The 21,423-nt window shown below is 71.5% G+C and carries 20 protein-coding genes; 11 read left to right on the top strand and 9 right to left on the bottom strand.

All coding sequences use genetic code 11. The features are described 5' to 3' along the window. The first annotated feature begins 22 nt into the window (after window positions 1-22). The 3 genes from IE260_RS22730 (at window position 23) to IE260_RS22720 (ending at window position 2,788) form a co-directional block, all read left to right on the top strand. Window positions 23-1,483 (top strand): aldehyde dehydrogenase family protein, encoded by a 1,461-nt coding sequence (locus IE260_RS22730; RefSeq protein WP_189874762.1) that lies wholly within the window; start codon window positions 23-25, stop codon window positions 1,481-1,483. A 107-nt stretch (window positions 1,484-1,590) separates the two neighbouring features. Then, window positions 1,591-2,136 carry a DinB family protein gene (locus IE260_RS22725; protein WP_189874760.1) on the top strand — a complete coding sequence of 182 codons (546 nt, stop codon included), beginning with the start codon at window positions 1,591-1,593 and terminating at the stop codon, window positions 2,134-2,136. 10 nt (window positions 2,137-2,146) lie between these two features. Further along, on the top strand, window positions 2,147-2,788 hold the full coding sequence (locus tag IE260_RS22720) for a PadR family transcriptional regulator (protein ID WP_189874758.1): 642 nt from the start codon (window positions 2,147-2,149) through the stop codon (window positions 2,786-2,788). Here IE260_RS22720 and gad read toward each other — a convergent pair whose 3' ends face one another. Beyond that, on the bottom strand, window positions 2,789-4,213 hold the full coding sequence (gene gad / locus IE260_RS22715) for a glutamate decarboxylase (RefSeq protein ID WP_189874756.1): 1,425 nt from the start codon (window positions 4,211-4,213) through the stop codon (window positions 2,789-2,791). Between the two features lie 100 nt (window positions 4,214-4,313). On the opposite strand from gad, the gene IE260_RS22710 reads away from it, so the two are divergent. Beyond that, window positions 4,314-5,075, top strand: coding sequence for a MerR family transcriptional regulator (locus IE260_RS22710; protein ID WP_189874754.1), 762 nt, complete (start codon window positions 4,314-4,316; stop codon window positions 5,073-5,075). A gap of 145 nt (window positions 5,076-5,220) precedes the next feature. Next, complete coding sequence (locus tag IE260_RS22705; protein WP_189874752.1) at window positions 5,221-6,132, top strand: DedA family protein; 912 nt, start codon at window positions 5,221-5,223, stop codon at window positions 6,130-6,132. A gap of 97 nt (window positions 6,133-6,229) precedes the next feature. On the opposite strand, the gene IE260_RS22700 is transcribed toward IE260_RS22705, so the two are convergent. Next, complete coding sequence (locus tag IE260_RS22700) at window positions 6,230-7,939, bottom strand: threonine/serine exporter family protein (protein ID WP_189874750.1); 1,710 nt, start codon at window positions 7,937-7,939, stop codon at window positions 6,230-6,232. 113 nt (window positions 7,940-8,052) lie between these two features. Then, the gene (locus IE260_RS22695; RefSeq protein WP_029394330.1) at window positions 8,053-8,544 is read right to left on the bottom strand and encodes an inorganic diphosphatase; all 492 of its coding nucleotides are present in this window, start codon (window positions 8,542-8,544) and stop codon (window positions 8,053-8,055) included. Between the two features lie 79 nt (window positions 8,545-8,623). On the opposite strand from IE260_RS22695, the gene dacB reads away from it, so the two are divergent. The 6 genes from dacB to folE all read left to right on the top strand — a co-directional run bounded on the left by dacB (window position 8,624) and on the right by folE (window position 16,334). Further along, the gene (gene dacB, locus IE260_RS22690; RefSeq protein WP_189874748.1) at window positions 8,624-10,174 is read left to right on the top strand and encodes a D-alanyl-D-alanine carboxypeptidase/D-alanyl-D-alanine endopeptidase; all 1,551 of its coding nucleotides are present in this window, start codon (window positions 8,624-8,626) and stop codon (window positions 10,172-10,174) included. 148 nt (window positions 10,175-10,322) lie between these two features. Then, window positions 10,323-11,450 (top strand): Rv3626c family coenzyme F420 biosynthesis-associated protein, encoded by a 1,128-nt coding sequence (locus IE260_RS22685; RefSeq protein WP_189874746.1) that lies wholly within the window; start codon window positions 10,323-10,325, stop codon window positions 11,448-11,450. A gap of 210 nt (window positions 11,451-11,660) precedes the next feature. Further along, on the top strand, window positions 11,661-12,728 hold the full coding sequence (gene tilS / locus IE260_RS22680) for a tRNA lysidine(34) synthetase TilS (RefSeq protein ID WP_189874744.1): 1,068 nt from the start codon (window positions 11,661-11,663) through the stop codon (window positions 12,726-12,728). 93 nt (window positions 12,729-12,821) lie between these two features. Next, window positions 12,822-13,382, top strand: a complete 561-nt coding sequence (gene hpt, locus IE260_RS22675) for a hypoxanthine phosphoribosyltransferase (RefSeq protein WP_188185364.1) — start codon at window positions 12,822-12,824, stop codon at window positions 13,380-13,382. A 185-nt stretch (window positions 13,383-13,567) separates the two neighbouring features. Then, on the top strand, window positions 13,568-15,607 hold the full coding sequence (gene ftsH, locus IE260_RS22670; protein WP_189875023.1) for an ATP-dependent zinc metalloprotease FtsH: 2,040 nt from the start codon (window positions 13,568-13,570) through the stop codon (window positions 15,605-15,607). Between the two features lie 121 nt (window positions 15,608-15,728). After that, the gene (gene folE / locus IE260_RS22665) at window positions 15,729-16,334 is read left to right on the top strand and encodes a GTP cyclohydrolase I FolE (protein WP_189874742.1); all 606 of its coding nucleotides are present in this window, start codon (window positions 15,729-15,731) and stop codon (window positions 16,332-16,334) included. A 13-nt stretch (window positions 16,335-16,347) separates the two neighbouring features. Here folE and IE260_RS22660 read toward each other — a convergent pair whose 3' ends face one another. From IE260_RS22660 to IE260_RS22635, 6 genes are all read right to left on the bottom strand, one after another. Continuing rightward, window positions 16,348-16,836 carry a DUF3180 domain-containing protein gene (locus IE260_RS22660; protein WP_189874740.1) on the bottom strand — a complete coding sequence of 163 codons (489 nt, stop codon included), beginning with the start codon at window positions 16,834-16,836 and terminating at the stop codon, window positions 16,348-16,350. Between the two features lie 61 nt (window positions 16,837-16,897). Then, on the bottom strand, window positions 16,898-17,509 hold the full coding sequence (gene folK, locus IE260_RS22655; protein WP_189874739.1) for a 2-amino-4-hydroxy-6-hydroxymethyldihydropteridine diphosphokinase: 612 nt from the start codon (window positions 17,507-17,509) through the stop codon (window positions 16,898-16,900). Beyond that, window positions 17,506-17,865 carry a dihydroneopterin aldolase gene (gene folB, locus IE260_RS22650; RefSeq protein ID WP_189874736.1) on the bottom strand — a complete coding sequence of 120 codons (360 nt, stop codon included), beginning with the start codon at window positions 17,863-17,865 and terminating at the stop codon, window positions 17,506-17,508. Before folB ends, folK begins: the two co-directional genes overlap by 4 nt. Window positions 17,866-18,125: 260 nt before the next feature. After that, a complete protein-coding gene (locus IE260_RS22645) occupies window positions 18,126-18,629 on the bottom strand; it encodes a nuclear transport factor 2 family protein (protein WP_189874734.1) in 504 nt (167 codons plus the stop codon). Next, window positions 18,626-19,516 (bottom strand): dihydropteroate synthase, encoded by an 891-nt coding sequence (gene folP / locus IE260_RS22640; protein WP_189874732.1) that lies wholly within the window; start codon window positions 19,514-19,516, stop codon window positions 18,626-18,628. Before folP ends, IE260_RS22645 begins: the two co-directional genes overlap by 4 nt. A gap of 88 nt (window positions 19,517-19,604) precedes the next feature. Beyond that, the gene (locus IE260_RS22635; RefSeq protein WP_189874730.1) at window positions 19,605-21,413 is read right to left on the bottom strand and encodes a phosphatidylglycerol lysyltransferase domain-containing protein; all 1,809 of its coding nucleotides are present in this window, start codon (window positions 21,411-21,413) and stop codon (window positions 19,605-19,607) included. Window positions 21,414-21,423 lie beyond the last annotated feature (10 nt).

Here is a 21,423-nt window from a genome sequence, read left to right as displayed (position 1 = left end):
AGCTAGGGGATTGAGGGATCACATGTCGTCGTACTTCACCGACCTCGCCCAGCAGTACATCGACGGCGAGTGGCGCCCGGGCACCGGTTCCTGGGACATCATCGACTTCAACCCGTACGACAACGAGAAGCTGGCCTCGATCACGATAGCCACGGTCGACGAGGTCGACGCGGCGTACAAGGCCGCGGCGCGGGCCCAGAGGGAGTGGGCGGCGACCAACCCCTACGCCCGCCGCGCGGTGTTCGAGAAGGCCCTGCGGCTCGTGGAGGAGCGCGAGGCGGAGATCACCGAGGCGATCATCGCCGAGCTGGGCGGCACCCACCTGAAGGCCGCCTTCGAACTGCACCTCGCCAAGGAGTTCCTGCGCGAGTCGGTCCACCTGGCGCTGCGCCCCGAGGGCCGGATCATCCCGTCCCCGGTCGACGGCAAGGAGAACCGCGTCTACCGCGTCCCGGTCGGCGTCGTGGGCGTCATCAGCCCCTTCAACTTCCCCTTCCTCCTCTCCCTGAAGTCGGTCGCCCCGGCGCTCGCGCTCGGCAACGGCGTCGTCCTCAAGCCCCACCAGAACACGCCGGTCGTCGGCGGCACCCTGGTGGCGAAGATCTTCGAGGACGCCGGCCTGCCGGGCGGTCTGCTGAACGTCGTGGTGACCGACATAGCGGAGATCGGCGACGCCTTCCTGGAGCACCCGGTCCCGAAGGTGATCTCCTTCACCGGCTCCGACAAGGTGGGCCGCCACGTCGCCACCGTGTGCGCCGCGAACTTCAAGCGCTCGGTCCTCGAACTCGGGGGCAACAGCGCCCTGGTGGTCCTCGACGACGCCGACGTCGACTACGCGGTCGACGCCGCGGTCTTCAGCCGCTACGTCCACCAGGGCCAGGTCTGCATGGCGGCCAACCGGGTCCTGGTCGACCGTTCGATCGCCGAGGAGTTCACCGAGAAGTTCGTCGCCAAGGTGAGGACCCTCAAGGCCGGCGACCCGCGCGACCCGTCGACGGTCATCGGCCCGGTGATCAACTCCTCGCAGGCGGACGCCGTCTCGGGCGTCGTCGAGCAGGCGCTCGCCGAGGGCGCGACGGCCCTGGTGCGCGGCACGACCACCGACAACCTCGTCGAGCCGTCGGTCCTGACCGGCCTCCCCGCCGACTCGGCTCTGCTGCGGCAGGAGGTCTTCGGCCCGGTCGCCTTCCTCGTGCCGTTCGACGGTGAGGAGGAGGCCGTACGCCTGGTCAACGACACCCCGTACGGCCTGAGCGGCGCCGTGCACACGGCCGACGTGGAGCGGGGCGTCGCGTTCGCCAAGCGGATCGACACCGGCATGTTCCACGTGAACGACGGCACCGTGCACGACGAGCCGATCGTGCCCTTCGGCGGCGAGAAGCACTCCGGCATCGGCCGCCTCAACGGCGAGACGATGCTGGACGCCTTCACCACGCAGAAGTGGATCTCCGTGCAGCACGGCAGGAGCGGCTTCCCGTTCTAGTGCTCCTCGCTCGTGTCGGGCCCTTGCGGACAGAAGCTGACCGCAAGGGCCCGTAGCGTCGTCGGTGTCAGGGGAAAGCCCCCGATCCCGACGAAAGGCGGCCGGTCATGGTCACTCACGTGCGAGCCGAGGCACCCGGCGACGAGCGCGGGGCGCTGCTGTCCTTCCTGGCCGAGCAGCGCGGCGGGATCCGCCGGGCGCTGCTCGGCCTGACCGAGGAACAGGCCGCGAGCAGGCCGAGCGCCGGCGAACTGTCCCTGAGCGGGCTTCTCAAGCACGTCGCGGAGGTCGAGCAGGGCTGGATCGCCCGCGCCAGGCAGGAGCCGCCGGCCGTCCGCCGGGACGAGTCGAACTGGCACGAGTGCTTCGTCCTGGTCGGCGACGAGACGGTCGAGTCGCAGCTCGCGTACTGGGAGAAGGTGGCCGCCGAGACGGAGGCGTTCATCCGCTCGGTGCCCAGCCTCGACGACACCTTCCCGCTGCCGGACGAGCCCTGGTTCCCGCCGGGCGAGCGGGTCTCGATGCGCTGGCTGTGCCTGCACCTGATCCGCGAGACCGCCCGGCACGCCGGGCACGCCGACATCATCCGGGAGTCGCTGGACGGGGCCTCCGCGTGGGACCTGGTGGCCCAGGAGCAGGGCGGCCCCGCCTAGTCTGGACCCCATGTCGGCGATCCGTCTCCTGGTGCTCGGCGCCGTCCGTCAGCACGGGCGGGCCCACGGCTACCAGGTGCGCAACGACCTGGAGTACTGGGGCGCGCACGAGTGGTCCAACGCCAAGCCCGGCTCGATCTACCACGCCCTGAAGCACATGGCCAAGCAGGGACTGCTGATCGCGCACGAGATCGCGCCGTCCACGGCGGGCGGACCGCCGCGCGTGGAGTACGAGGTCACCGAGCAGGGCACCGAGGAGTACCTCACGCTGCTCCGCGAGTCCCTCACCGCCTACGACCAGCGGCCCGACGTGCTCACCGCGGCGCTCGGCTTCATGGTCGACCTCCCGCGCGAGGAGGCCCTGGCGCTCTTGCAGGAGCGGGTGCGCAGGATCGAGGAGTGGCGCGGTTCCGTCACCGAGCACTACACGCCCGAGGAGGGTCCCGCCCGGCTGGGGCACATCGGCGAGATCATGAACTTCTGGGTCCACTCCGCCGACACCGGCGCCGAGTGGACCCGCGGTCTCATCGAACGCATCCGGGGCGGCGCCTACACCTTCGCCGGTGAGGGCGAACCGTTCGTCGGCGTGCTGGCCGAGGGCCAGGAGAACCCGTACGCGACCGGGCGCCCCCACCGGGGAGACGCCGGCTGATCAGTGGTGGAACCCGGTCGCCGCGCCCCTGTCGTGCGTGAGCGGGTGCGGCTGCCGGCGCAAGGACGGCAGCAGCCGCTCCAGGTCCGCCACGAGCAGATCGGCCAGATCGGCCGAGAAGCCGTTGCGGCACACCACCCGCAGCACGGTCAGGTCCTCGCGGTGCGGCGGGAAGGTGTACGCCGGCACCAGCCAGCCGCTCTCCCGCAGCCGCCGGGAGACGTCGAAGACGTCGTACGCCGTCACGTCGTCGGCCGTCGTGAACGCGAACACGGGCAGCTGGTCGCCCCGGGTCAGCAGGCGGAAGTCGCCGAGCGCCTCGACCCGCAGGGCGATCCCGCGCGCGATGTCGCGCGAGGCCTGCTGCACCGCCCGGTAGCCCTCGCGGCCCAGCCGCAGGAAGGTGTAGTACTGCGCGGCCACCTGCGCGCCCGGCCGGGAGAAGTTCAGCGCGAAGGTCGGCATGTCGCCGCCCAGGTAGTTGACGCGGAAGACCAGCTCCTCGGGCAGCGCCGCCGTGTCCCGCCACAGCGCCCAGCCGACGCCCGGGTAGACGAGGCCGTACTTGTGCCCGGAGGTGTTGATCGAGGCCACCCGGGGCAGCCGGAAGTCCCACACCAGGTCCTCGTCCAGGAAGGGCGCGACCATCCCGCCGGACGCCCCGTCGACGTGCACCGGGACGTCCAGGCCCGTCCGCTCCTGGAGGGCGTCCAGGGCCGCGCACAGCTCGGCGATCGGCTCGTAGGACCCGTCGAAGGTGGAACCGAGGATGCCGACGACACCGATGGTGTTCTCGTCGCACAGCTCGGCCGCCGCCTGCGGATCGAGATGGAACCGCTCGCCCTCCATGGGCACCTGCCGGGCCTCGACCTCCCAGAAGTTGCAGAACTTCTCCCAGCAGACCTGCACGTTCACGCCCATGACGAGATTGGGCCGGGCCGTGCCCGGATACCGGTCGGCGTTGCGGCGCGCCCAGCGCCGCTTCAGCGCCATCCCGGCCAGCATGCACGCCTCGCTCGACCCGGTCGTCGAGCAGCCCACGGCCTCCGCCGGGTCGGGCGCGTGCCACAGGTGGGCGAGCATCGCCACGCAGCGCCGCTCCAGCTCGGCGGTGCGCGGATACTCGTCCTTGTCGATCATGTTCTTGTCCCGGCACTCGCTCATCAGCACCCCGGCCTGCGGCTCCATCCAGGTGGTGACGAAGGTGGCCAGGTTCAGCCGCGCGTTGCCGTCCAGCATCAGTTCGTCGTGGACCAGCCGGTACGCCGTGGAGGGCGGCAGGGGTGTGTCCGGGAGCCGGTGCGTGGGCGGGGCCTCGGTCATGCCGCCGACGGGGTCCGTCTCGCCGTAGAAGGGGTTCACGGCGAGCCGGCGCCGGTCGCCGTCGTCGTCCCGTGGCGGGTGGTGCCCGTGGTGCAGTGGCATGGATCCGACGGTAGGTCCGGGCGTCCGGCCCTGCATCCGGGCTTGCACCTCACGCCACGTGAGGCGGCAGCGTGGAGGGCGTCAGACGAAGGGAGCGGAAGTGAGCTATTCCGTGGGACAGGTCGCCGGTTTCGCCGGAGTGACGGTGCGCACCCTGCACCACTACGACGACGTCGGCCTGCTCACCCCGAGCGAGCGCAGCCACGTGGGTCACCGGCGCTACAGCGACGCCGACCTCGACCGGCTGCAGCAGATCCTGTTCTACCGGGAGCTCGGCTTCCCGCTCGACGAGGTCGCCGTCCTGCTCGACGACCCGGACGCGGACCCGCGCGCGCACCTGCGCCGCCAGCACGAGCTGCTGACCGCCCGGATCGAGAAGCTGCGCAAGATGGCGGCGGCCGTGGAGCACGCCATGGAGGCACGCAGCATGGGCATCAACCTCACGCCCGAGGAGAAGTTCGAGGTCTTCGGGGACCACGACCCGGACCAGTACGAGGACGAGGTGCGCGAACGCTGGGGGAACACGGACGCCTACCGTCTGTCCCGGCAGCGCACCGCCGCCTGCACCAAGGACGACTTCAAGCGTCTCACCGCCGAGTTCGACGCCATCCACCGGCGCATGGCCGACCTGATGGCCGACGGCATCCCGGCCGACTCCGAGGAGGCCATGGACACGGCGGAGGAGCACCGCCGGTTCATCTCCGGCTCGTACTACGACTGCGGCCACGAGATGCACACCTGCCTCGGCGAGATGTACGTCGCCGACCCGCGCTTCACCGCGACGTACGACAAGATCCGCCCCGGCCTCGCGGTCTATCTGCGGGACGCGATCGCCGCGAACGCGGACCGGCACTCGGGGTGATTCCGGCGGTCCACAGCTCGTGCCGGGGGCGGTCACAGTTCATCCTGACGGCACCCGTGGAACCTGGGGTGGGCACAAGGCGTTGATAGTTTTGTTCGGCCGTATCCGATCGCCGTACCCCTTCATCCCACAGGAGCCCGGAACCGTGACGACGCTTGCCCTCGGCCCGAGCTGGCTGGATCCGAACTACCTCCTCGACTCGTTCGGCATCTGGGGCCTGCTCCTCATCGTCTTCGCGGAGTCCGGCCTGCTCATCGGCTTCTTCCTGCCCGGCGACTCGCTGCTGTTCACCGCGGGTCTGCTGATCACCTCCGGCCAGCTCGACTTCCCCCTGTGGGCGGCGATCGTGCTGATCTGCCTCGCCGCGATCCTCGGCGACCAGGCCGGCTACATGTTCGGCAAGAAGGTCGGCCCGGCCCTGTTCACCCGGCCGGACTCGCGCCTGTTCAAGCAGGAGAACGTCACCAAGGCGCACGAGTTCTTCGAGAAGTACGGCCCGAAGTCCCTGGTCCTGGCCCGCTTCGTGCCCATCGTGCGCACCTTCACGCCGATCATCGCCGGCGTCAGCGGCATGCGGTACCGCTCGTTCCTGACCTTCAACGTGCTCGGCGGCATCCTGTGGGGCGCGGGGGTGACCCTGCTGGGTTCCTGGCTCGGGGGCATCGACTTCGTGAAGGAGAACATCGAGGCGATCCTCATCCTGATCGTCCTGATCTCCGTGGTCCCGATCGTCATCGAGTTCCTGCGCGCCCGCTCCAAGAACAAGAAGAACCCGCCGCAGACGGCCCCTCGCCCCGAGACCGGCCACCAGGCGCACCCGCCCGTCATGGACGACGCCACCACCCAGCTGCGCCGCATCGACCCGCAGCACCAGCCGTACCAGCAGCAGCCGCAGCCGTACTCGCAGCCGCAGCCGCAGCCGTACCGGCAGCAGCCCCAGAACCCCGGCTACGGCGACCAGAACTACGGCCACCCCCAGCAGCAGCCGTACGCCCAGCCGTACCCGCAGGACTACGGCCAGCAGGGCAACCAGAACCCTTACAACCAGGGCTACTGACCAGCGTCCCGAAGGGGCGCGGGGAACCGCGCGACCGGACACGACGGGCCCGTACCCGCCCTGCGGCGGTACGGGCCCGGTCAGCAGGCGCCCCGCGTCAGAAACCCCTCGTCCGCTTCGCGGCCCGCCGCCCCGCGGCGCTCGCGGCCCCCGGCACCTTCAGGAACAGCCGGGAGATCTCCGACCCGAGGTGCACCCCGATGGCGATGGCCATGGCGAGCGCCACCGCCTTCGACAGCGACACCAGGCCCTTGTCGACCTCGTTCTGCGCGATCGCCAGCAGCCCGAAGTACGTCGCCGAACCCGGCAGCAGGGGACCGATCGCCGCGGTCGTGTAGGGCAGCGCCGAAGCGAACCGGTACCGGGACATCAGCTGCCCGAACAGGCCCACCAGCCCCGCCGCGACGGCCGTGGAGGCCACCGGCGAGATGTCGCCCGCGTAGTGCATCGCCCCGTACACGGACCAGGCCACGCCACCGTTGAGCGTGACCGCCAGCACGGTGGACCGTTCCTGCTGGAGCAGGATCGCGAAGGTCAGCGACAGCAGCATCGACGCGATGATCTGCAGCACCGGCCGCTCGGTGCCCGCCAGCGCGGCGTCCGGGTTCAGCTTGGCACCCAGCTGGACGCCGAAGTACAGCACCACCAGCACCCCGACGACGATGCCGACGAAGAAGTACATGACCTCCAGCAGACGCGCGGAGGCGGTGATGTAGAAGCCGGTCAGACCGTCCTGCACGCCCGCGACCAGGGCCCGCCCCGGCAGCAGCGCGAAGAGACCACCGGTGATGACCGCGGACGCGATCACGTCCACGTGCGCCAGGGTCAGCGCGATGCCCATCGCGGCCGGCGGCATCGCGGCGACCGCGAACTGGTAGAACTCCGGCAGCCCGCGCCCCGCGCACAGCCACGCCAGCCGGTCGCCGAGCATCGCGCCGACCATCGCCGCGACGAAGACGATCAGGTCACCGCCGACGAGCAGCGAGGCCGCGCCCGCGAGCAGCCCGCTCGCCAGGGTCAGCACCCAGGTCGGGTACGGGTGCCGGTTCCTGCGGATCTCCGCCAGCCGCCGGTACGCCTCCTCCAGGGAGACGTGCGTCTCCGGGTCGCTGAGGTCGTCCACCAGCTGGAACACGGCCGCCAGACGCGTGTAGTCGGTGCCCCGGCGGCGCACCGTCCGGGAGGCCGTCACCGGGTCCTCCACCAGGGACGGCTGGTGGGAGATCGACAGCAGGGTGAAGGTGACGTTCGGCTCGCAGCGGTCCAGGCCGTAGGAACGGCAGACGGCGAACATCGCCGCCTCCACGTCCTCGGCGCCCTCGCCGCCCGCCAGCAGCAGCTCGCCGATACGCAGGGTCAGGTCGAGCACCCGCGGTACCGCGGGACCCGTCTCGTCGTCGTGCCGCTGCTCCTTCTCCGGCGCGGGCCGCTCGGCCACCGGCATGCGCAGCATCGCCCGCATCCGGTCCTGCCAGGGCACGTCCTTGGTCAGGTTCACCGCCGGTATGCCGCTCGCCGGCGTGAACGCGGCCGGGGCGTTCCAGGCGCTGTAGGTGCTCGGCGTGCTGAACGCCGACCCCTCCGCCTCGGCAGGCGGGGCCGACGGCACGTCCAGTCCCTCGGGCACGGCGAACTCCGAGGTGGTCTCGGACTCCGTGCCGGATCTGGGTACGGCCAGCCCGTCGGGAATCGCGAACTCGGACGTCGTCGACGACTCGCCGTCGACCGGCGACGCGACCCCGGAGGGGTGCCGGAAGGCACTCCTGGCCTCGTCCGACTGCGGCTTGCGGTCCTCCGCGTCCGTCACTTGCGTAGCGCTCCCTGGTACGAACACACCCTCCTGTAGCCCTCAGTATGCGCACCCAAACGCGAACGGGCCGCACGCCTGGCGTGCGACCCGTTACGGGAGTGGCGAGGCTCTCAGTGGCCGCCCTGCTCCTTGAAACGCTTGTAGGACCGCTCGATCTCCGCCTCGGCGTCCGTACGGCCGACCCAGTTGGCGCCCTCGACCGACTTGCCCGGCTCCAGGTCCTTGTAGACCTCGAAGAAGTGCTGGATCTCCAGGCGGTCGAACTCGGACACGTGGTGGATGTCCCGCAGGTGCTCCACGCGCGGGTCCGTGGACGGCACGCACAGCAGCTTGTCGTCGCCGCCGGCCTCGTCCGTCATGCGGAACATGCCGATCGCGCGGCAGCGGATGAGGCAGCCCGGGAACGTGGGCTCGTCCAGGATGACCAGCGCGTCCAGCGGGTCGCCGTCCTCGCCGAGGGTGTTCTCGACGAAGCCGTAGTCGGTCGGGTAGGCGGTCGAGGTGAAGAGTCGACGGTCCAGGCGGATCCGACCCGTCTCGTGGTCCACCTCGTACTTGTTCCGCGAACCCTTCGGGATCTCGATCGTGACGTCGAACTCCACCGGTGGCTCCTCCATGATCAACACATAGTTCTGGTGGTTAAGTGTCCCTCACGCAGGTGTGTGATCGCGAAAGGGGCTGGTGGTCGTGCCAGAGCTGAGGCCTTGGCGGGCCGCGGACGCCGTACGTCCGCGTCTCGCGCGCGCCGCGCGGGCCGTCGAGCCGCGGGTCGCGCGGCTCTTCCGGATCACGAGGCCGAAGACCTGGCAGTACACCGCGGGTGCCGCGACCGCCGGGCTGGCACTCGCCGCCGGTGTGGTGACCGCCGCGGGGCCCTGGGACTCCACGGGTCAGCGTACGGCCGAGCGTGACCGGGCCGTCGCCCAGGAGCACACGGGTGGCGCAGATCACGGCCGCGGATCCGCCGACTCCGGTACGGCGCCCGGGGCGCCCCTGCCCGCGCCCAGCGCCGGGTCCGTGCTGACCGGCCTCGGCGGTGCCTCCGGCGCCGTGAAGGCGGCCCCGAGCGGCAGGAAGGCCGCCGACGTCCTGGACCCCCTGCTGAAGGACCCGGCGCTCGGCTCCCGGCACGCGGCGTCCGTCGTCGACCTCGCCACCGGCAAGCGCCTGTACGGCACCGGTGTCGGCGTGCCCCTCGTCCCCGCCTCCACCACCAAGATCGCCACCGCCGTCGCCGCCCTCACCGCGCTGGGCCCCGACCACCGCCTCACCACCCGCACCGTCCTGGAACCCGGAACCGGCCGGCTCGTCCTGGTCGGCGGCGGCGACCCCACCCTGACCGCCCGCAAGGACGCCGGCGGACTCGCGAGCCTGCGCACCCTCGCCCACGGGACCGCCGAGGCACTGAGGAAGCGGGGCACGCACAGGGTCACGCTGTCGTACGACACGACGCTGTACGCCGGCTCCGAGATGCACCCGATCGGGGTCAACGACAACCTCGCCGCCGTCACCGCCCTGATGGCCGACGAGGCCCGCACGGACGACTCCCGCAGCGGCCCGGCCCCCCGGGCGGCGGACCCGGCGGGGGAGGCGGCCCGCACCTTCGCCGCCTTCCTGCGCGAGAACGGCGTCGAGACGACGTCGCCCCCCGGCCCCTCGAAGGCGACGAAGCGCGCCGACACCCTCGCCGCCGTCTCCTCGCCCCCGCTGTCGGCCCTGGTCGAGCGGATGCTGACCGACAGCGACAACGACCTCGCCGAGGCCCTCGCCCGCCACACGGCCGTGGCGACCGGGAAGCCGGCCGACTTCGACGGCGCCTCGGCCGCCGTCGCCGCCCGGCTGAAACAGCTCGGCCTGCACCTCCAGGGCGTGGAGTTCCACGACGGCAGCGGCCTGGACCGCGCCGACCGGCTCACCGCCGATCTGCTGACGGACCTGCTCGCCACGGCGGCCGACCCGGACCGGCCCGAACTGCGGCCGGTCCTCACCGGCCTCCCCGTCGCCGGGTTCACGGGCACGCTCACCAGCCGCTACACGGACGGCGCGGCCGGCCTCGTACGCGCGAAGACGGGCACGCTGACGGGCGTGAACTCCCTCGCGGGCACGGTCGTCGACCGGAACGGCCGCATCCTCGCCTTCGCCTTCCTGGCCTCGGACACGGCCGACCCCCACGCGGCCCAGTCCGTCCTGGACCGGGCGGCGACGTCACTGGCGAGCTGCGGCTGCAGATGAGCGCCCCGGGCGTCGCCCGCGGTCCCGCCCGGGACCCGTCCGGCCCGGCGCCGGCACCCCGTCGACGACACCTGTACCTCGTGGCGCACCCGACCCTCCCCGCCCGCACAGCCTGCCCCCAGCGGCAGCGCTCACGTACCGTTGACGCATGACGAGCATCGGCGCATCTTCCGGCATGGTCGACTGGAATCTCGCGGTGGCGACCGCGACCCGGCTCGTACGGCCGGGACCCGAGGTGAGCCGCGACGAGGCCCGGGCCGTCGTCGCGGAGCTGCGCCGGCACGCCAAGTCCTCGGAGCGACACGTCCGGGGCTTCACCCGTCTGGCCACCGAGGAGGGCCACGACACCCCCGTCCTCGTCGTCGACCGCCCCGGCTGGGTCCGGGCGAACGTCGCCGGCTTCCGGGAACTCCTCAAACCGCTGCTCGACAAGATGGAGGAGCGGCGCGGCAACGGCCCCGGCGGCGCGGTCCTCGGCGCCGTCGGCGGCAAGGTCACCGGCGTCGAACTGGGCATGCTGCTGTCGTTCCTGGCCTCCCGCGTCCTCGGCCAGTACGAGACCTTCGCCCCGGCCACCCGCGAACTGCCCGCCGGGTCGAACGGCGGCGGCCGGCTGCTGCTCGTCGCCCCGAACATCGTGCACGTCGAGCGGGAACTCGACGTCGAGCCCCACGACTTCCGCCTGTGGGTGTGCCTGCACGAGGAGACGCACCGCACGCAGTTCACGGCGGTGCCCTGGCTGCGCGACCACCTCGAGGGCGAGATCCAGTCCTTCCTCGCGGAGACCGACGTCGACCCCATGACGGTGCTGGAGCGCATCCGGGACGCCGCCCAGTCGCTCGCCGGAGGCCGGCCCGAGGGCGAGGAGGACGACGGCGGCCGGTCCCTGGTCGAACTGGTGCAGACCCCCGCCCAGCGCGAGGTGCTCGGGCGCCTCACCGCCGTGATGTCCCTGCTGGAGGGCCACGCCGACTTCGTGATGGACGGCGTCGGCCCGGACGTCGTGCCGACCGTGGGCGAGATCCGCGAGAAGTTCCAGCAGCGCCGTGCCAAGGGCGCCTCCCGGCTCGACCTGGCCCTGCGCAAGCTGCTGGGCCTGGACGCCAAGCTGCGGCAGTACCGGGACGGAGAGCGCTTCGTCCGGGCCGTCGTCGACGAGGTCGGCATGGACGGGTTCAACCGCGTCTGGACCTCCCCGAACACGCTCCCCACCAAGTCGGAGATCGCCAAACCGGCGGACTGGATCGCGCGGGTGCACCGCAAGCCGGAGTCGTGAACCGGCGGAGGGGTCGTGAACCGGCGGAGGAGTCGTGAAACGCAGCCGACCGGCGGCAGGCGAACGCCCCTCCAATCACCCGTCCGAGGGACCGTGAGCCCCCGGCAGGCGTGCGATGCTCGGAGAACGCCCCGTTTCTGTCACCATCTACACACTCTGCGTGACCGGAACTCGGGCTCACCCCCGAAAACTTCATGAAGGGCACCGGACATGGGTCCCCATCCTGCGGTCGCGGCGATACGCCTGGCGGTCCGCCGCGTCCTCCACGACATCCTCACCGAACTGAACTGCGTCACCACCAGCGGCATCCCCGAGCGTGCCGCCGCGGGTGTCCCGGCCGCCGACAGCGCTCGCGAGCGCCCGCAGCCGCCGCTCGTGCTCGTGGCGTGCTCCGGCGGTGCCGACTCCATGGCACTCGCCTCCGCCCTCGCCTTCGAGGCCCCCAGACTCGGCGTCCGCGCCGGCGGAGTCACCGTCGACCACGGGCTTCAGGCCGGGTCCGACCTGCGTGCCGAGGAAGTCGTCCTGCGCCTGCGCGAGCTCGGCCTCGACCCCGTCGAGTCCGCCGCCGTGACCGTCGGCCGCACGGGCGGGCCCGAGGCCGCCGCCCGCGACGCCCGCTACGCCGCCCTCGACGCCGCCGCCCTGCGCCACGGCGCCGCCGCCGTCCTGCTCGGCCACACCCGCGACGACCAGGCCGAGACCGTCCTGCTGGGCCTCGCCCGGGGCTCCGGCATCCGCTCCCTGTCGGGCATGGCCGCGGTCTCGGGGGCCGGCGGCCGTTACCGACGCCCCTTCCTCGAGGTCGACCGGCAGACCGCCCGCAAGGCCTGCATGGTCCAGGCCCTCCCCGTCTGGGACGACCCGCACAACGTCGACCCGGCGTACACGCGTTCCCGGCTGCGCCACGAGGGCCTGCCCGCCCTGGAGAAGGCGCTCGGCAAGGGCGTCGTCGAGGCCCTGGCCCGCACGGCCCAGCTCTCCCGGGACGACGCCGACGCCCTCGACGCCTGGGCCCGGCAGGCCGAGGCCGGCGTCCGCGACGCCACGGGGCAGCTGGAGTGCGCCAAGCTCTACGCCCTGCCGCCCGCCGTGCGCCGCCGGATCCTGCGCCGCGCCGCCATCGACGCCGGTGCACCGGCCGGTGCGCTGTTCGCCCGCCACATCGAGGAAGTCGACCGGCTGATCACCGGCTGGCGCGGCCAGGGGGCCATCAACCTCCCCGGCAAAGTCGTCGCCCGGCGGCAGGGTGGCAGACTGGTGATTCGGCAAGGCTGAATCCGGATCCCCGGGCAGGGCCGCGTACGCGGAACCGTGGGCGGTCCGGCGGCCGCGCGCGAACGAGCCGTCAACGGGGCACGACCGAAAGTGATGCGGGTGGACGCGAAAGACATGGGTGCCGACCTTCAGCAGGTACTCATCACCAAGGAAGAGATCGACGCGAAGCTGGCCGAGCTGGCCGCGAAGATCGACGCGGAGTACGCGGGCAAGGACCTGCTCATCGTCGGAGTCCTCAAGGGCGCGGTGATGGTCATGGCCGACCTCGCCCGGACGCTGTCCACCCCCGTCACCATGGACTGGATGGCCGTGTCGTCGTACGGCGCGGGCACCCAGTCCTCCGGCGTGGTGCGGATCCTCAAGGACCTCGACACCGACATCAAGGGCAAGCACGTCCTGATCGTCGAGGACATCATCGACTCCGGTCTGACGCTGTCCTGGCTGATCTCCAACCTCGGCTCGCGCGAGCCCGCCTCCCTCAAGGTGTGCACCCTGCTGCGCAAGCCCGACGCCGCCAAGGTCGCCATCGACGTAGAGTGGGTCGGTTTCGACATCCCCAACGAGTTCGTCGTCGGCTACGGCCTCGACTACGCCGAGAAGTACCGCAACCTCCCGTTCGTCGGTACGCTCGCGCCCCACGTGTACGGCGGCTGACGAGGCCCCGCGACGGTTTCGCGGGGCGACCGGGAACCCCGGCGGCCCTCGCGCCGTTGGAGCATGCAGACGGGAATGCCAGCCGTCCTGTGCGGCTTCGGCCCACCGGGCTGGGGTACCGTCAGAAGAACTGTCTTATCAAACTCACTATGGCAGGAGGGACGGGGCGGCACCGCTCCGTGTGGATGGACGTGAAGCGATACTTCCGTGGGCCGGTCATGTGGATCGTGCTGGCCGTCCTTGCCGTGGTCGTGTTGATGCAGGTCGTCGGCTCGTCCGGCGGCTACAAGACGGTGGACACGGGCCAGGTCGTCCAGGCGATCAACCAGAACAAGGTCGAGTCGGCCAAGCTGACCACCGGTGACGAGCAGACCATCAAGGTCCAGCTCAAGGACGGCGAAAAGGTCGAGGGCAGCTCGAAGATCCAGGCGAGCTACATCGGCGATCAGGGCGTGGACATCGCCAACACGCTGCAGAACAAGTTCCAGGACAAGCAGATCTCGGACGGCTACACGGTTTCGCCGTCCAAGCAGAACCCGTTCGTCGGGATCCTGCTCTCCCTGCTGCCGTTCGTCCTGATCGTGGTCGTCTTCCTGTTCCTGATGAATCAGATGCAGGGCGGCGGCTCCCGGGTCATGAACTTCGGCAAGTCCAAGGCCAAGCTCATCACCAAGGACACCCCGAAGACGACGTTCGCCGATGTCGCCGGGTCGGACGAGGCCGTCGAGGAACTCCACGAGATCAAGGAGTTCCTCCAGGAGCCGGCCAAGTTCCAGGCCGTCGGCGCCAAGATCCCCAAGGGCGTGCTGCTGTACGGCCCGCCCGGCACCGGCAAGACCCTGCTGGCGCGCGCCGTCGCGGGCGAGGCCGGTGTGCCGTTCTACTCGATCTCCGGTTCCGACTTCGTCGAGATGTTCGTCGGTGTCGGTGCCTCCCGGGTCCGTGACCTGTTCGAGCAGGCCAAGGCCAACGCGCCCGCCATCGTGTTCGTCGACGAGATCGACGCGGTCGGCCGCCACCGCGGCGCCGGCCTCGGCGGTGGTCACGACGAGCGCGAGCAGACGCTGAACCAGCTGCTCGTAGAGATGGACGGCTTCGACGTGAAGGGCGGCGTGATCCTCATCGCCGCCACCAACCGGCCCGACATCCTCGACCCGGCGCTGCTGCGCCCCGGCCGTTTCGACCGGCAGATCGCCGTCGACCGCCCGGACATGCAGGGCCGTCTGGAGATCCTCAAGGTCCACCAGAAGGGCAAGCCGGTCGCCCCCGACGTCGACCTGTCGGCCGTCGCCCGCCGTACGCCCGGCATGACCGGTGCCGATCTGGCCAACGTGCTGAACGAGGCCGCTCTGCTGACGGCCCGCAGCGACCAGAAGCTGATCGACAACCACATGCTGGACGAGGCGATCGACCGCGTGGTCGCCGGCCCGCAGAAGCGGACCCGGATCATGTCGGACAAGGAGAAGAAGATCACCGCGTACCACGAGGGCGGTCACGCCCTGGTCGCGGCGGCCTCACCGAACTCCGACCCCGTCCACAAGATCACGATCCTGTCCCGCGGCCGGGCCCTCGGCTACACGATGGTGCTCCCGGACGAGGACAAGTACTCGACCACGCGCAACGAGATGCTCGACCAGCTCGCCTACATGCTGGGCGGCCGCGCGGCCGAGGAACTGGTCTTCCACGACCCGACGACGGGCGCCGCCAACGACATCGAGAAGGCCACCGGTCTGGCCCGCGCGATGGTCACGCAGTACGGCATGACCGAGCGCCTCGGCGCGATCAAGTTCGGCGGCGACAACACCGAGCCGTTCCTCGGCCGTGAGATGGCTCACCAGCGCGACTACTCGGAAGAGGTCGCCGCGCTCGTCGACGAAGAGGTCAAGAAGCTCATCGAGACCGCGCACAACGAGGCCTGGGAAATCCTCGTCGAGAACCGTGACGTCCTCGACAACCTGGTCCTCGCGCTGCTGGAGAAGGAGACGCTGGGCAAGGAGGAGATCGCCGAGATCTTCGCCCCGATCGTCAAGCGTCCGCCCCGGCCCGCCTGGACCGGCTCCTCCCGTCGCACCCCCTCGACCCGTCCGCCGGTGCTCTCCCCCAAGGAGCTGGCCCTGACGAACGGTGCGAACGGCGCGACGGCGGCGATCTCCACCGCCAAGAGCACCACGGCGGAGTCCGCCGCGGCTCCGGAGCACGCTCCGGAGGAGCGTCCCGAGGGCTGACCGCTCTCCCCGACGGCCCCATCGGGCCCGGAATGTATGCCGTGCCCCCCAGGTTCTAGCCTTGGGGGGCGCGGCATTCCCGTATGCCCGGCAGGCAAGACAGACAGGAACGAGGCACCACATGACCGACCCGGTGACGCTGGACGGCGAGGGCCAGATCGGCGAGTTCGACGAGAAGCGGGCCGAGAACGCCGTGCGTGAACTGCTGATCGCGGTCGGTGAGGACCCCGACCGCGAGGGCCTCCGGGAGACGCCGGCACGGGTGGCGCGGGCGTACAAGGAGATATTCGCGGGACTGTGGCAGCAGCCCGGGGACGTGCTCACGACGACGTTCGACCTCGGGCACGACGAGATGGTCCTGGTGAAGGACATCGAGGTGTTCTCCACCTGTGAGCACCACCTGGTGCCGTTCCGCGGCGTCGCTCACGTCGGCTACATCCCGTCCACCAGCGGCAAGATCACCGGTCTGTCCAAGCTCGCCCGCCTCGTGGACGTCTTCGCGCGCCGTCCGCAGGTGCAGGAACGACTCACCACGCAGGTCGCGGACTCCCTGATGGAGATCCTGGAGCCGCGCGGAGTGATCGTCGTGGTGGAGTGCGAGCACATGTGCATGTCGATGCGCGGTATCCGCAAGCCCGGTGCGAAGACCATCACGTCGGCGGTGCGCGGTCAGCTGCGGGACGCGGCGACGCGCAACGAGGCGATGAGCCTGATCATGGCCCAGTGACGCCGCGGCGGCGTCAGGCCGCCGGAGCCGCGCCCGCGTGGTCGTTGTCGTCGTCCTCCGGGAGCCTGCAGACGCGCTCCAGGAAGATGGCGGCCGCTATGACGCCGATGCCCGCGAGCACCGAGAAGCCGGAGTAGATGGCCTGGTCGCGGCGGGCGGGGATGTCGAGGGACTCCAGGAGGAAGACGCCCGTGCCGCCGTACATACCGGCGACCAGGGCGGCCACCAGGGCGCTGGCCTGCCCGAAGACGACCGCGCGGGCCGCCATCAGCGGGTCGACGCCCTTGGCGCCGGGGACACGGTCGCGCTGGGCCTTCAGGCGGGCGCGCAGCGAGAGCGCCGTGGCCAGCAGGACCACGGCGATCAGGGCGAGGACGACGGGGGCGGCCAGGGGGACGCTCGGGAGGGTCCCGATCGAGTTCCACAGGCGGGCGCCGGCCCAGGACAGGATGCCGGCCACGACGAAGACGCCGGCCAGCACCCTGATGCGCAACTCTTTCACGGTGTCCCTTCGGTCCCCCGGATGCCCGGTTCCGCCACTTCGGCCGTCTCGACCTTAACGACTACTCGGGCAGCCGGAGTTCCAGGTCGGCGCGGGGCGCGACACCGGCCCGCGTGACGGCGTCCAGGAGGTCCGCGACCGAGCCCCGGCCCGGCAACTGGGCCTCGGGGTCGAGATCGTGCCAGGGGGCGAGGACGAAGGCGCGCTCGTGGGCGCGGGGGTGGGGGAGGGTGAGCCGCGGGTCGTCGGAGACGACGTCGGCGTAGGAGACGATGTCGACGTCGAGGGTGCGCGGGCCCCAGCGCTCGTCGCGTACGCGGTGGAAGGCCTCCTCGACGGCGTGCGCCCGCTCCAGGAGGGAGGACGGGTCGAGCGTGGTCTTCAGGACCACGACCGCGTTGAAGTACGACGGCTGGGTGCCGGGCTCGACGCCCCACGGCTGCGTCTCGTACACCGGCGAGACCCCTTTGACGCGCACGCCGGGGGTGTCCTCCAGCGCGTCGATGGCGCCCTGGAGGTTCTCCAGGCGGTTGCCGAGGTTGGAGCCGAGGGCGATCACGGCGCGCTTGGGGTTGGACAGCGTCGAGTCGGCGGCGTCCACCTTCTCCACGACGGAGGCGGGCACCGGCTGGACGGTCGGGTCGCTGGGACCCGGGGTGAACGGGACGCTCATACACGGCTCCGGGTGATGGTGACGGTCACGTCGTCGAACGGGACGGTGATCGGCGCGTCCGGCTTGTGGACACAGACCTCGACCTCCTCGACCCCTTCGTGCTTCAGACAGACCTGGGCGATGCGCTCGGCGAGCGTCTCGACGAGGTTGACGGGCTCGCCCTCGACGACGGCCACGACCTCCTCGGCCACGATGCCGTAGTGCACGGTCTTCGCCAGGTCGTCGTCGGCCGCGGCCGGCCGGGTGTCCAGGCCAAGGACGAGGTCCACGAGGAAGGTCTGGCCCTCCTCGCGCTCCTTGGGGAACACACCGTGGTGCCCGCGGGCCTTCAGGCCGCGCAGCGCGACACGATCCACGCGAATCACTCCTGCAGTCGTCGGTCTCGGCCGGTCCTCACCGCGTGCGGGCGGCACGCCGGCCTGAAGTCGAATCTACCCGCGGGCACCGACAGTGCCGGGCCGCGGGGGCGTCGGACGGGGCGGGGACCGACAGGTTTCACCGTGCGTTTGCCCTGGCGGGCCCGGTGGCTCACGGGTTGGTGGGCGCCCCTGCCCGCCGGTCCGTGATTCCGGACACTTCTTGTTTCCCACGGGCCCTCCGGGGGTCGACTACCCACTCAGGGGGGTGTCTCCTCGCCGTCCTCCTCCTCGGTTTCCGCCAGCACGGGCGAGGCGTGGTGCGACCACAGTTTCCAGCCGGAGGGCGTGCGCCGGAACGCGTTGGTGGCGACCACGAGCTGGCCGACGAGCGGTCCGAGCTCGTCGCCCTCGCCGGGGGCCGGGCCGCCGCTGAGGATGTTCTCCGTGCAGGTCACCAGGGCGGTGTCACCGGTGACGGAGACGTGCACGTCGGTGAGGAAGAACTGGATGTAGTCGGTGTTCGCCATGATCAGCGCGTACGACCTGAGGACCTCGCCGCGCCCGGTCAGCACCGGCCACCCGGGGTGCACGCACGAGACCACACCGGCGTCCGCCGGGTCGTGGTACGTCTCGTCGATGCCCAGGTCGGAGGGGGTGAGCCAGAACTCGGAGACCTTTTCGAAATCGCCTTGCTCAAGCGCCTCGTAGAAGGCGGTGTTGGCGGCCTCGACCTCTTCGACGTCGATGTGGGGGGCGTTCACCGGGCTCCTTCTGTGCCCTCGCCCGCCGTGCGCGCCCCCTCGATGGCACGCGCGACACGGACTGCGTCCGCCGTCGCCCGTACCTCGTGCACGCGGACCGCCCACGCGCCGACGTGCGCGGCGAGCGCCGAGACGGCGGCGGTGGCGGCGTCCCGCTCGCGGGCCGGCGGCGGAGCGCCCTCCGGCCCGGCGAGGACCCGGCCGAGGAACCGCTTGCGGGAGGCCGCTACGAGCAGTGGATGGCCGAGGCCCAGCAGACGGTCCAGGTGGGCCAGCAGGACGAGGTCGTGCTCGGCGTCCTTGGAGAAGCCGAGGCCGGGGTCGACGACGACGCGGTCGGGGGCGATGCCGCCCTCCAGAACGGCCTCCACGCGCGCGTGCAGCTCGTCGACGACCTCGGTGACCACGTCGTCGTACGTGCCCCGGACGTTGCCGCCCTCCAGCAGGCCGCGCCAGTGCATGACGACGAAGGGGGCGCCGGCGTCCGCGACGACCGGGATCATGCGGGGGTCGGCGAGGCCGCCGGAGACGTCGTTGACGAGGGCGGCGCCGGCCGCGAGGGCCTGCTCGGCGACGGAGGCGCGCATGGTGTCGACGGAGATCGTGACGCCCTCGGAGGCCAGGCCGCGCACCACCGGGACGACCCGCCTGAGCTCCTCGTCCTCGTCGACGCGGGTGGCGCCGGGGCGGGTGGACTCGCCGCCGACGTCGACCAGGTCCGCGCCCTGGGCGACCAGGTCGAGGCCGTGCTTGATGGCGGCCGTCGTGTCGAACCAGCGGCCACCGTCGGAGAAGGAGTCCGGGGTCACGTTCACGACCCCCATGACCGCGCAGCGGTCCCATGCGGTCAGTCCCGTCAGGTGGCGGCGGCCGGTCTGCTTGCTCATGTGTTCAGCCTAGGCCCAGGGGCGGGTCGCCCTCCCGCGCGGCCCGGTCGGGCGCCGGGCGGGCGTCCCCGCGGGGTCCACGAGGAGGTCACGCCGCCCGTACGTCGTGCTCGGCGACGCGGTGGGCGCACGGCCGCCGGGCGCCGGTGCGGCGGCGCAGGGAACGCGGGAGGGGCAGGGCGAGGTCGACGAAGCCCTCCGCCTGCATGGCGGCGAAGCCGATGCGCGGCAGGTCGGCTGAGGAGCGGTAGACGACGAAGCGGGGCTCCCACCGGGGCCGGAACTTGGCGTTGAACCTGTACAGGGACTCGATCTGGAACCACCGGGAGAGGAACACCAGCAGCCCGCGCCAGGCGCGCAGCACCGGGCCCGCGCCGATCTTCTCGCCGCGGGCGAGCGCCGAGCGGAACATCGCGAAGTTCAGCGAGACCCGCGTGATGCCGAACCGCGGGGCGGCCTGGAGGGCGGCCACGATCAGCAGCTCGTTCATGCCGGGGTCGGCCGAGCGGTCGCGGCGCATCAGGTCCAGGGAGGCGCCGTCGGCGCCCCAGGGCACGAAGTGCAGGATCGCCCTCAGATCGCCGTACTCGCCGGGCTCGGCGTCGGGCCTGTGCGCGGTGGCGATCAGGCAGTCGCCGTCGGAGGGGTCGCCGATGCGGCCCAGCGCCATGGAGAAGCCGCGCTCGGTGTCGGTGCCGCGCCAGTCGGCCGCGGCGCGGCGGATGCGGTCCAGTTCGGCGTCGCCGAGATCAGCCACGCGCCGTACCCGGGTCTCGTAACCGGCTCGCTCGATGCGCTTGACCATCTGGCGCACGTTGCGCATCGCGCGGCCGGCGAGCGAGAAATCCGCGACGTCCACCACCGCCTCGTCGCCCAGTTCGAGGGCGTCGAGCCCGGTTTCGCGGGTCCACACCTCGCCGCCGGTCTCGGAGCAGCCCATGACGGCGGGGGTCCAGGAGTGGGCGCGCGCCTCGTCCATGAAGCGTTCGATGGCGCCCGGCCACGCCTCGACGTCGCCGATCGGGTCGCCGCTGGCGAGCATCACTCCGGAGACGACGCGGTAGGTCACGGCCGCCTTGCCGCTGGGGGAGAAGACGACCGCCTTGTCGCGCCGCAGCGCGAAGTGGCCGAGCGAGTCCCGGCCACCGTGCTTGGCGAGCAGGGCGCGCAGGCGTGCCTCGTCCTCCTTCGTCAGGCGGGCGGCGGGGTGTTCGGGGCGGAAGGCCAGATAGACGGTGGTGACGGCGGTGAGCAGCCCGAGCGCGCCGAGGGAGAAGGCGACCGTCCAGGAGGTGCTGCCCCGGTAGCCGACCGGCCCCTCGACGCCGAACAGGCCGTACAACACGTGCGTGATGCGGTCGGCCAGGCTCGGATCGCCGACCATGCGGTGCGGGTGGGCGCTGACGACGACCAGCCCGAGGGCGAGCGAACCGGCGCCCATGAGTACGAAGTTGGCCAGCGCCCGCCACCGGCTGCGCGGGTCGGGCAGCGCGGCGAACTGGTCCCGGTGTCGCAGCAGGGCGGCGAGCAGCGCGAGCGAGATCAGTACCCCGGCGAGGGAGTGACGGTAGGTGAACTGCGCGGCGGCGCCGAACGGCAGCAGCGCCACGGCGGCCCGCCACGCCCGGCGCTTGCGGCGCCGCAGCCCGTGGGCGAGAAGCAGCAACAGCACCCCGGCGCTGAGCGACAGCGCCGCGGCGAACGGGCCGAACGCGCCGGGCAGCACCTCGGCGAGAGTGTGCATACGGCTGTGCCGGAACCGCGGGAACACGCCCGCGGCGATGTCCAGCAGGCCGACGAGGGTGCAGGCTCTGCCGACGATGAGGGGCACGGCCTGAGGGCGCGGGCCGCGCAGCATGCGGCGCGCGGTCGTGGAGGGGGGAACCCCATCCGACATTTCCTCATCT

Source organism: Streptomyces viridiviolaceus, from assembly GCF_014650995.1.
GTDB lineage: Bacteria > Actinomycetota > Actinomycetes > Streptomycetales > Streptomycetaceae > Streptomyces > Streptomyces viridiviolaceus.
Note: the sequence above shows the minus strand (reverse complement) of the source record. Positions and strands in the feature narration are given on the sequence as shown.

Excerpts from the sequence above, each read along its gene's own strand:
- folE (WP_189874742.1), top strand. The coding sequence starts at position 15,729 with ATGACCGACCCGGTGACGCTGGACGGCGAGGGCCAGATCGGCGAGTTC.
- IE260_RS22635 (WP_189874730.1), bottom strand. The coding sequence starts at position 21,413 with ATGTCGGATGGGGTTCCCCCCTCCACGACCGCGCGCCGCATGCTGCGC.
- tilS (WP_189874744.1), top strand. The coding sequence starts at position 11,661 with ATGGGTCCCCATCCTGCGGTCGCGGCGATACGCCTGGCGGTCCGCCGC.
- folP (WP_189874732.1), bottom strand. The coding sequence starts at position 19,516 with ATGAGCAAGCAGACCGGCCGCCGCCACCTGACGGGACTGACCGCATGG.
- gad (WP_189874756.1), bottom strand. The coding sequence starts at position 4,213 with ATGCCACTGCACCACGGGCACCACCCGCCACGGGACGACGACGGCGAC.
- IE260_RS22720 (WP_189874758.1), top strand. The coding sequence starts at position 2,147 with ATGTCGGCGATCCGTCTCCTGGTGCTCGGCGCCGTCCGTCAGCACGGG.
- ftsH (WP_189875023.1), top strand. The coding sequence starts at position 13,568 with ATGGACGTGAAGCGATACTTCCGTGGGCCGGTCATGTGGATCGTGCTG.
- IE260_RS22725 (WP_189874760.1), top strand. The coding sequence starts at position 1,591 with ATGGTCACTCACGTGCGAGCCGAGGCACCCGGCGACGAGCGCGGGGCG.
- IE260_RS22685 (WP_189874746.1), top strand. The coding sequence starts at position 10,323 with ATGACGAGCATCGGCGCATCTTCCGGCATGGTCGACTGGAATCTCGCG.
- IE260_RS22730 (WP_189874762.1), top strand. The coding sequence starts at position 23 with ATGTCGTCGTACTTCACCGACCTCGCCCAGCAGTACATCGACGGCGAG.
- hpt (WP_188185364.1), top strand. The coding sequence starts at position 12,822 with ATGCGGGTGGACGCGAAAGACATGGGTGCCGACCTTCAGCAGGTACTC.
- folK (WP_189874739.1), bottom strand. The coding sequence starts at position 17,509 with ATGAGCGTCCCGTTCACCCCGGGTCCCAGCGACCCGACCGTCCAGCCG.